The sequence below is a fragment of the Segatella copri genome (assembly GCF_024330485.1).
Taxonomy (GTDB): domain Bacteria; phylum Bacteroidota; class Bacteroidia; order Bacteroidales; family Bacteroidaceae; genus Prevotella; species Prevotella copri_L.
On record NZ_JANDWX010000010.1, the window covers coordinates 103,587 to 113,380 of the forward strand.

Consider the following 9,794-nt stretch of genomic DNA (forward strand, 5'->3'; position numbering starts at 1 on the left):
TAATAGTTTATAGCGGCTTCGCCGTTTAGCAAACTTGCCATAGGTGGTTCATGCTATAAACTATAAACTATAAACTATAAACTAAAATAAAATGGATAATAACAACATATTACAGAAGCTAGAAGGCTTAGAGAGCCGATACGAGGAAGTAAGCACCCTCATTACCGACCCAGATGTCATCGCCGACCAGCCACGCTACGTGAAGCTCACCAAGGAATGGAAAGACCTGGGTGACATCATGGACGCACGCAAGCGATACATCAACTGTCTGAATAGCATCAAGGAGGCAAAGGACATCCTTGCCAACGAGAGCGATCCGGAAATGAAGGAGATGGCTCGCGAAGAACTCAACGAGAACGAGGCGCTGCAGCCTAAACTCGAAGAAGAAATCAAGATTGCGCTGGTACCTAAGGACCCAGAAGACGCCAAGAACGTACAGATGGAAATCCGAGGCGGTGCCGGAGGCGACGAGGCTGCCCTCTTTGCAGGCGACCTATTTAATATGTATAAGAAATACTGCGAATCGAAGGGATGGACCGTCAGCGTGACTTCTGTTTCTGAAGGCGCAGTAGGTGGATACAAGGAAATCGACTTCGCTGTAAGCGGTACTGACGTTTACGGTACATTGAAGTATGAATCAGGTGTTCACCGTGTTCAGCGTGTGCCTGCTACTGAAACACAGGGCCGTATGCACACCTCAGCTGCTACCGTGGCTGTATTGCCAGAGGCAGACAAGTTTGAGGTGAACATCAACGAAGGAGACATCAAGTGGGATACCTTCCGAAGTTCAGGTGCCGGTGGTCAGAACGTGAACAAGGTGGAGTCTGGTGTACGTCTCCGCTACCCTTGGAAAAACCCTAACACAGGCGAGGTAGAGGAAATCCTCATCGAGTGTACCGAAACCCGTGACCAGCCAAAGAACAAGGAGCGTGCTTTGAGCCGCCTCTATACATTCATCCACGACCGTGAGCACCAGAAGTATGTTGACGATATCGCCAGCCGCCGCAAGAGCCTCGTTTCTACCGGCGACCGCAGTGCGAAGATCCGTACCTACAACTTCCCACAGGGCCGTGTTACCGACCACCGTATCGGTTACACCACTCACGATCTCAACGGTTTCCTGGCAGGTGATATTCAGGACATGATTGATGCCCTGACCGTAGCTGAGAACGCAGAGAAACTGAAAGAAACAGAATTGTAAAACCCCGATTCATCGTTCCGTACTTCGGGGCGATGAATCATCATATCAATCCATTATGAACAGAAAAGAACTCGTAGAGCAGATTTTCGCCAAGAAGAGTTTCTTGTGCGTAGGTCTTGACACAGATATCAACAAGTTGCCTAAGTGCATCACCGAGAGTGAAGACATCCAGGGCGCAGAAGCTGAGATGATATTCAGATTCAACAAGGCTATCATCGACGCAACAGCCCCATACTGTGTGGCTTACAAGCCAAACCTGGCTTTCTATGAGAGCCGCGGAATCGATGGCATGATTGCCTTCGAAAACACCATCAAGTATCTCCACAGCCACTATCCAAACCACTTCATCATCGCAGATGCCAAGCGCGGCGATATCGGCAACACCAGCAAGATGTATGCCCAGACATTCTTCGAGGAGTACAATATCGACTCTGTAACCGTAGCACCTTATATGGGCGAGGATTCAGTCAAGCCATTCCTCGAGTATGACGGCAAGTGGGTTATCCTCCTGGCACTTACCAGCAACAAGGGTAGCCACGACTTCCAGCTCACCGAGGATAAGGAGGGCGAGCGCCTCTTCGAGAAGGTTCTCAAGAAGAGCCAGGAATGGGGCAACGATGAGAACATGATGTATGTAGTAGGCGCTACACAGGGCAAGATGTTCGAAGACATCCGCAAGGTGGCTCCTAACCACTTCCTGCTCGTACCGGGCGTAGGTGCACAGGGCGGCAGCCTGCAGGAGGTTTGCAAGTATGGCATCATCAAGGACTGCGGCTTGCTCGTCAACTCTTCCCGTGGCATCATCTATGCCAGCAACGGCGATGACTTTGCAGAGGTAGCAGGTCAGAAAGCTAAGGAGTTGCAGGCTGAAATGGCAGCAGAACTTGCTAAGTTATAAAAACTCAATTTAGGCGCAAAGTATCTTGAAAAAGAGGCTTTGCGCCTAAAAAATACCCTTTTATGGGGCGAAAAAGCAAAATATTACAAAATAAAGTCGAGAATCTAAATCTTTTTTGCTATTTTTGCAAACAAATTGCGGTTACCTAAAGGTAATGATGCCTTGGGAACCTAAATAAAACAAACTAGAAGTCAGATAAATTATGGAATTTACCGCTCAACAAATAGCCCAGTTCGTTCAGGGCCGTGTGGAAGGTGATGAGAACGCAACAGTCAACACCTTCGCAAAAATCGAAGAAGGTAAGGAAGGCGCTATCTCGTTCCTTTCTAACCCTAAATACACTCATTATGTTTACGAAACCAAGTCAAGCATCGTACTCATTGATGAGAACGTAGAATTGGAACACCCTGTCAGCACAACCCTCATCCGTGTGAAGAATGCATACGAGTGTGTGGCTAAGCTCCTGCAGATGTACGAATCTATGAAGCCTAAGAAGACCGGCATCGATCCGCTGGCTTTCGTATCTCCAAAGGCTAAGGTGGCTGAAGGCGTATATGTAGGTGCTTTCGCATATATCAGCGATGGTGCAGAGGTAGGCGAAGGTAGCCAGATTTATCCTCATGCCTACATCGGAGAGGGTGTGAAGATTGGTAAGAATGCACTCATCTATCCGAACGTTACCGTATATCACGGCTGTAAATTAGGCAACAACGTTACGCTTCATGCCGGTTGTGTAATCGGTGCCGACGGATTCGGATTCGCTCCAGGTCCTGAAGGTTACGACAAGATTCCTCAGATTGGTATCGTTACCATCGAAGACGATGTAGAGATTGGTGCCAACACTTGTGTAGACCGTTCCACAATGGGTTCTACCTATGTTCGCAAGGGCGTAAAGCTCGACAACCTCGTACAGATTGCCCACAATACCGACATCGGTGCCAACACCGTGATGTCTTCTCAGGTAGGTGTAGCAGGCAGTACAAAGGTAGGCGAATGGTGTATGTTTGGTGGTCAGGTGGGTCTTGCCGGCCACATCACTATCGGCGATAAGGTGTTCCTCGGTGCCCAGAGCGGTGTTCCGGGCAGCCTCAAGAGCGGCCAGCAGCTCATCGGAACTCCTCCTATGGAGCAGCGCGCTTACTTCAAGTCTCAGGCTATCTTCCGTCGTTTGCCTGACATGTACAAGGAACTCAACGACCTGAAGAAGCAGATTGAAGAATTAAAGAAAAACAATTAAAAATAATAAGGCACGGATGACACGGATGACGCGGAGGCTAACGCCACTAAGGAATCCGAAGAAAACGCAGAGAAAAAAATCCGTGTAATCCGTGCCTAAAAAATGAATATAATTATGTCAAAACAGAAGACACTGAAAGGTAGTTTCTCTCTTTGCGGAAAGGGTTTGCATACAGGCTTGAGCCTCACTGTAACTTTCAATCCTGCACCAGAGAACACCGGTTATAAAATACAGCGCATCGACCTCGAAGGCGAGCCTGTTATCCAGGCTGTAGCTGAAAACGTTGTTGAAACACAGCGCGGTACCGTACTCGGTAAGGGCGATATCCGCGTTTCTACCATCGAGCATGGTATGTCAGCACTCTATGCCCTCGGCATCGACAACTGTCTCATCCAGGTAAACGGTCCTGAGTTCCCTATCCTCGACGGTTCTGCTGCTCCGTATGTAGAGAAGATCCAGAGCATAGGCATCCAGGAGCAGAATGCTGAGAAAGACTACTACATCATACGTCATAAGATTGAGGTGAAAGATGATAATGGGTCTGTCATCACCATCCTTCCTGACGAGGACTTCAGCATCACAGCCATGTGTTCTTTCGAGAGCAAATTCATCAACAGCCAGTTTGCTACCCTCGAAAAGATGGAGACATACGCAGAGGAGATTGCATCAGCCCGTACCTTCGTTTTCGTACGCGACATCATGCCTCTGCTCCAGGCTAACCTCATTAAGGGTGGTGACCTGGACAATGCCATCGTTATCTACGAGCGCCAGGTAGAACAGGCTCAGCTCGACCAGCTCGCCGACCATCTCAAGGTGCCTCACATGGATGCCAACAAATTGGGTTACATCCAGCACCGTCCATTGCAGTGGGAGAACGAATGTACACGTCATAAACTGCTCGATATCATCGGCGATATGGCACTCATCGGTAAGCCTATCAAGGGCCGCATCATCGCTACCCGTCCAGGCCATACCGTAAACAACAAGTTCGCCCGCCTCATGCGCAAGGAGATTCGCAAGCACGAGATTCAGGCTCCTATCTACGATCCTAACGAGGAGCCAATCATGGATAATATCCGCATCCGTCAGCTCCTGCCTCACCGCTACCCTATGCAGTTGGTCGACAAGGTCATCGCTATGGGTCCTAACAGCATCGTGGGCGTAAAGAATGTAACCAGCAACGAGCCATTCTTCACCGGTCACTTCCCTGAGGAGCCGGTTATGCCGGGTGTTCTCCAGGTAGAGGCGATGGCACAGTGTGGCGGTCTGCTCGTCCTCAACCAGTTGGAGGAGCCTGAGCGCTGGAGTACTTACTTCATGAAGCTCGATGATGTGAAGTTCCGCAAGAAGGTGGTTCCGGGCGATACCCTCCTCTTCCGTGTGGAGTTGCTCGCACCTGTACGTCATGGCATCAGCTCTATGAAGGGCTACATGTTCGTAGGCGACCAGGTGGTGGCAGAGGCTACTTTCACAGCACAGATTGTTAAGAACAAGTAATAATAAAATAGAAATATGAATCAGATTAGTCCATTAGCGTTTGTTCATCCAGAGGCAAAACTCGGTGACAACAACATTATCGGTCCTTTCTGCTATATCGACAAGGACACCGTTTTGGGCGATAACAACGTATTGCAGAACAGCGTTACCATTCACGTGGGCGCTCGCATCGGCAACAATAATGAATTTTTCCCAGGCGCCAGCATCTCTACCAAGCCTCAGGACTTGAAGTTCAAGGGCGAGCAGACAACCTGCGAGGTTGGCGATAACAACAGCATCCGTGAGAACGTTACTATCTCTCGTGGTACAGCCTCTAAGGGCAAGACCGTAGTAGGCAGCAACAACCTCCTGATGGAGACCGTTCACGTAGCTCACGACTGCGTGCTCGGCAGCGGCTTGATTATCGGCAACTCTACCAAGTTTGCCGGTGAGGTGGTAGTAGATGACAACGCCATCGTCAGCGCCAACGTTCTCGTTCACCAGTTCTGCCATATCGCAGGTTACGTGATGATCCAGGGCGGTTGCCGTTTCTCTCAGGATATTCCTCCATACATCATTGCCGGCAAGGAGCCAACCCGCTACTGCAGCATCAACCTCATCGGTCTGCGCCGTCGCGGTTTCAGCAATGAGACCATCCAGAACATCCATGAGGCTTACCGCCTGCTCTACAGCAAGGGTATATTGAAGGAAGGTATCGAGGAAATCAAGAAGAATCTTGAGGTTACCAAGGAGATTCAGTACATTATCGACTTCGTAGAGAGTTCTCAGCGAGGCATTATCCGATAAAAGTAAAAGGGTAAAAAAGTAAAAAGGTAAAAAGAGCATCCTTGCATAGGTTTATGAAACGAGCAAGGATGCTTTTTTCTTGAATATAAAGAATGATATATGAAAACATTGATTGTGGTTTTAGGTCCTACCGGTGTAGGTAAAACGGAGCTTTGCCTTTCACTGGCAGAGCATCTCGCTATACCTATCATCAATGCCGACTCCCGCCAGATCTTCGCCGAACTCCCTATCGGAACCGCAGCCCCTACTGCCGAACAGCAGCAGCGGGTAAAGCATTATTTCGTAGGAAATCACCACATCGAAGACTATTACAGCGCTGCCCAATACGAGGCTGATGTGATGAATCTCCTGCAGGAAGACATCTTCAAGAATCACGATGTGGCGCTGCTTACAGGCGGCAGCATGATGTATATCGATGCTGTATGCAAAGGAATCGACGACATCCCTACTGTTCGTGACGACATACGCACTTGGATGAAACAGCGTCTGGAAGAGGAAGGGCTGGAGGCACTGGTAGAAGAACTCCACAAGATGGATCCGGAGCACTGGGCGATAGTAGACAGGAAGAATCCACGCCGCGTGGTTCATGCACTTGAAATCTGCCATCAGACCGGCAAGACTTATACTTCTTTCCGCACAGCCGAAAAGAAACAGCGCCCTTTCCGCATCATCAAGATAGGTCTGAACCGCGACAGAACTGAACTCTACGACCGCATCAACCAGCGTGTATTGATGATGATGGACGAAGGTCTGGAGGCAGAAGCCCGCAGCGTATACCCACAGAAGGGACTCACCTCGTTGAGAACCGTAGGCTACAAAGAAATGTTTGCCTATTTCGATGGCGAGATAGATAAGGATGAAGCCATCCGCCAGATACAGTCGCACAGCCGTGAATACATGCGCAAGCAGCTTACCTGGTTTAAGCGGGATGCAGAAATTCACTGGTATCATCCCGACCAGCAGGATGAAATCATCCGATTTATTGATGAAGAGATATAGACATAATCGCCCGATAGCATATTCATTTTTGTTGTTAGAAATATAGTTGAGATTCCATAATATTACATGGAATTCTCCGGAATCAGATTTGAATTCTGGTGCTTTATAGCCCATGAACTTTTCAAAATGCTCGTGTTCTTTGATGATTTTCTTCACACCTTATAAAATCAGCGTCTTGTTTGATGCAGAATTCTAAATAATTGGAGGTAAAAATGAAATAAGCTTCATGTGCTATCGAAACAGGCTTCATTTAGAGCAGAAGTAATCTTCCCCTGCCAAAAAGGGTATTTCTGTCAATATTTATAACCAAATTTTGCATACTGGTAAACTTAGAATCTAGCAACGAAAATAGGGAGTTTTGGGCATCTCGAATTCTCTATTTTTTGTTTCTCATTAAGCGAATACCCTATAGTTGTACGACTATAAAGTTGTAGTCGTACGACTATATAGGGTATGGTCGTACAACTGTAGAGTTATAGTTGTACAACTATAGGGGGTATAGTCGTACAACTATAGAAATCCTATTTTAGCGCTATTAACCAACAAATCCATAATTCCTTGATTATTAACATATTACCATTTTCTTCCATATTTTCAATATTCACAAAGAAATAAGAATCGTTTGAAAATACGAGAATCTCAGCAAGGGAAATGTATAAAAATAAAACGACCCGCACATTTGAGCATCGTTGAGAGGCTTGGCGGGTACTAGTGCTGCAAAGGTACGAAGATTCTTAGAAACCAGCAATTTTTTGGGGAGAAATTTTAATTTCGCATGCAAAAAAGTATAAAGCATTTACAAATTAAGCTACTCCACCCCCATGCGGTAATTCTTTGGCGATAATCCGGTATGCTTCTTGAAGAAGGTGCCGAAGGATGAGGCATTCGGCACAGTCCATTCGTTGAGACTTTGGTATCACTGAAAGATGAAGAAGGAGAAGAATAAAAGTATTATATGAGTATTTTATAAGGTTTTTTAAGACCCTTATAAAATATCGAGTTATAAGATATCGAGAAGTTCCTCGAATCTTGAAATACGACGGAGCTTGGGATGTTCAAATTCCTCTGTCTTTTCATGCGCCCATGTGGTATGAAAAGGGATATGGACAGCCGAAGCTCCGATTTTTAATGCCGGAGCAATATCGCTTTTGAAGCTGTTACCCACCATCACCAGCTCGTCGGGAGTTACATCCAGTTCCCTGCAGAGACGATGATAAGCCTTGGGCGTCTTGTCGCTCACGATAGTCACCACATCAAAATACCGCTGCAGACCCGAACGCCACAACTTATTCTCCTGATCCATCAACTCCCCCTTGGTGAAGACTGCCAGCTTATATTTCTTCATCTCACGGAAACAAGCCAAGGTTTTCTCTACCCCTTCCAAAGGCTTGGCATCAAGATGCAGGAGACTCTTACCCAAGTCCACAATTTGGGCGATGACATTCGCCTCCACCTTACCATGACTCACCTTCACCGCATTCTCTACCAGGGATATGGTGAAAGCCTTGCAACCATAACCCAAATCAGCCATATTTTTACTCTCCGTCTCGAAGAGAGCAGCAGAAATATCCTTTTCCTTTCCATATTCCGCAAGCAGCTCGCAATACTCATGCTCCACGTCCTCGAAATAGTTTTGTAATGCCCAGAGCGTATCATCGGCATCGAAAGCTATCGCCTTGATATTCTTCAGCTTTTCCATACTTTTCATTTTTTTAGTTGCAAAGTTAATGTTTTTATCCGAAAAGGAAAACAAATTATTCTGCTTTCTTTTGCATATACCAATATTTTTCGTAACTTTGCCAAAAATTCAAATAAAGCAACAATATGAAGGCTAATGCTGTTGACGGAATATATATGACGTAATGTAAGAACTTATATTTCTTGGTGCAAGAAAGCCTTTTCATAGCTACCATGACAATCGTCATACAATCGCACGACATATATCATTCAATCATACGGCATATGCCGTGCGACTACATGACATATGTCGTGCGATTGCAAAAAAGGACATCTTGCATCATCATTACTATATTCTTACGTCACAACCAATAGCTTTTCATAGCGGAATAAACAAATTTACATTTTAGACACCGAAAATTTGGTAGAACTCATGGGTATGAGGCTCCGCACAACAAGGATTATAGACAAAGAAACGAGGCATGAAATACAACTCCAATCCCGAATGATGATTCTCTTCTATTGAATATGTCATTACTTCTCATCTTTTTTATAATCTTCAAACGATATTTCCTTGACGAGTTTTCCATCCAAATCATAAACAGACACTACAGAATACCTACCAAACCTAGTATCAGAATAATGACGACAAGACTGGCAGATTGGTAATCCATCTTCAGACGTAAAGCCTACGCAGCCACGATTTGATGGTAACAATATCGCCTTTCCCGCATCCTTATCTAATATAAAAGTATAAATTGTATTCATCTTGTCTGTTGTTCCATTTACAACTACCACATCAGGATTTAGAGGGACAAGCATGGCTTCACTTGCCACAAAAACAGAATCTAGCCCTATCGTTACACCATGTTTTTTATCAGGATTATACCATAACAAATCTGCCATAGGATGCGCCGTAACTATTTCTTGAATATCATTCTGCTTCTTATAATACTTCCAAATGCTAACTACGTCACCGCCATAAATGCCATCTCCCCCATCAACGCTTCTCAACAAGATTGCATCAACATCCTCATCTGTTACAACAGTATTATTTGGCAGATGAAAATGTTTGATGATTTGTGCTATCATCGCTTGCGAATACTTTCCATCTTCATCATTTTCATATTTCAAAAAGGCATAATCTTGAGCAGGAGCAACTTGTTTTGCCCCTTTTTCTCCACAGCTGATAGAAAGAAAGCACAGCTGTAGCAGTACAACTATCCAATATTTACACTCTTTCATTTTCTAACTTACGAGAGTTTAAATGATACAAAAGAACTTCTTTTATATCATCGGCAACATTATTAGCCAACCTTTCAAAAACCTTTGCCCCAGAACCATTAGGCAAGCTATCTATTTCATTGACTTCTATAAGATCAATACTCTGTTAATTCTTATGTAATCGATTGAAAATGAGAGAGTTAATTAACGTAATATAACTAATAAAATTTGGTTAAGTGGCTGATTATCAGTAACTTTATAGTTCTCTAAGCTCA

General features: G+C 45.4%; 9 protein-coding genes. 6 read left to right on the forward strand and 3 right to left on the reverse strand.

Going from position 1 to position 9,794, the window contains the following annotated elements; translation table 11 throughout:
• Positions 1–91: 91 nt before the first annotated feature.
• The 6 genes from prfA to miaA all read left to right on the forward strand — a co-directional run bounded on the left by prfA (position 92) and on the right by miaA (position 6,618).
• On the forward strand, positions 92–1,201 hold the full coding sequence (prfA, locus tag NNC77_RS07805; protein WP_006847233.1) for a peptide chain release factor 1: 1,110 nt from the start codon (positions 92–94) through the stop codon (positions 1,199–1,201).
• Between the two features lie 55 nt (positions 1,202–1,256).
• Positions 1,257–2,099: an orotidine-5'-phosphate decarboxylase gene (gene pyrF / locus NNC77_RS07810; protein ID WP_006847232.1), complete on the forward strand. Its 843-nt coding sequence runs from the start codon at positions 1,257–1,259 to the stop codon at positions 2,097–2,099.
• Positions 2,100–2,301: 202 nt separating this feature from the next.
• Positions 2,302–3,336 (forward strand): UDP-3-O-(3-hydroxymyristoyl)glucosamine N-acyltransferase, encoded by a 1,035-nt coding sequence (gene lpxD, locus NNC77_RS07815; RefSeq protein WP_153094755.1) that lies wholly within the window; start codon positions 2,302–2,304, stop codon positions 3,334–3,336.
• A 114-nt stretch (positions 3,337–3,450) separates the two neighbouring features.
• On the forward strand, positions 3,451–4,833 hold the full coding sequence (locus NNC77_RS07820; protein WP_006847230.1) for a bifunctional UDP-3-O-[3-hydroxymyristoyl] N-acetylglucosamine deacetylase/3-hydroxyacyl-ACP dehydratase: 1,383 nt from the start codon (positions 3,451–3,453) through the stop codon (positions 4,831–4,833).
• A gap of 15 nt (positions 4,834–4,848) precedes the next feature.
• Positions 4,849–5,619, forward strand: a complete 771-nt coding sequence (gene lpxA, locus NNC77_RS07825; RefSeq protein ID WP_022120462.1) for an acyl-ACP--UDP-N-acetylglucosamine O-acyltransferase — start codon at positions 4,849–4,851, stop codon at positions 5,617–5,619.
• Positions 5,620–5,718: 99 nt separating this feature from the next.
• Positions 5,719–6,618 carry a tRNA (adenosine(37)-N6)-dimethylallyltransferase MiaA gene (gene miaA, locus NNC77_RS07830; protein WP_118085486.1) on the forward strand — a complete coding sequence of 300 codons (900 nt, stop codon included), beginning with the start codon at positions 5,719–5,721 and terminating at the stop codon, positions 6,616–6,618.
• A gap of 1,000 nt (positions 6,619–7,618) precedes the next feature.
• Here the strand turns inward: miaA and NNC77_RS07835 are convergent.
• The 3 genes from NNC77_RS07835 to NNC77_RS07845 form a co-directional block, all read right to left on the reverse strand.
• Positions 7,619–8,317 carry an HAD family hydrolase gene (locus NNC77_RS07835; protein WP_118415608.1) on the reverse strand — a complete coding sequence of 233 codons (699 nt, stop codon included), beginning with the start codon at positions 8,315–8,317 and terminating at the stop codon, positions 7,619–7,621.
• Between the two features lie 384 nt (positions 8,318–8,701).
• Entirely contained in the window at positions 8,702–8,830 is a 129-nt protein-coding gene (locus tag NNC77_RS07840; RefSeq protein WP_254971685.1) for a hypothetical protein, read from the reverse strand.
• Positions 8,830–9,540 carry a hypothetical protein gene (locus tag NNC77_RS07845; protein WP_254971687.1) on the reverse strand — a complete coding sequence of 237 codons (711 nt, stop codon included), beginning with the start codon at positions 9,538–9,540 and terminating at the stop codon, positions 8,830–8,832. The genes NNC77_RS07840 and NNC77_RS07845 overlap by 1 nt, the downstream gene beginning before the upstream one ends.
• Between the last annotated feature and the right edge of the window lie 254 nt (positions 9,541–9,794).

What these genes read in the sequence shown, in the direction of transcription:
- prfA (WP_006847233.1), top strand. Translation starts at nt 92, where the DNA reads ATGGATAATAACAACATATTACAGAAGCTAGAAGGCTTAGAGAGCCGA.
- pyrF (WP_006847232.1), top strand. Translation starts at nt 1,257, where the DNA reads ATGAACAGAAAAGAACTCGTAGAGCAGATTTTCGCCAAGAAGAGTTTC.
- lpxD (WP_153094755.1), top strand. Translation starts at nt 2,302, where the DNA reads ATGGAATTTACCGCTCAACAAATAGCCCAGTTCGTTCAGGGCCGTGTG.
- NNC77_RS07820 (WP_006847230.1), top strand. Translation starts at nt 3,451, where the DNA reads ATGTCAAAACAGAAGACACTGAAAGGTAGTTTCTCTCTTTGCGGAAAG.
- lpxA (WP_022120462.1), top strand. Translation starts at nt 4,849, where the DNA reads ATGAATCAGATTAGTCCATTAGCGTTTGTTCATCCAGAGGCAAAACTC.
- miaA (WP_118085486.1), top strand. Translation starts at nt 5,719, where the DNA reads ATGAAAACATTGATTGTGGTTTTAGGTCCTACCGGTGTAGGTAAAACG.
- NNC77_RS07835 (WP_118415608.1), bottom strand. Translation starts at nt 8,317, where the DNA reads ATGGAAAAGCTGAAGAATATCAAGGCGATAGCTTTCGATGCCGATGAT.
- NNC77_RS07840 (WP_254971685.1), bottom strand. Translation starts at nt 8,830, where the DNA reads ATGACATATTCAATAGAAGAGAATCATCATTCGGGATTGGAGTTGTAT.
- NNC77_RS07845 (WP_254971687.1), bottom strand. Translation starts at nt 9,540, where the DNA reads ATGAAAGAGTGTAAATATTGGATAGTTGTACTGCTACAGCTGTGCTTT.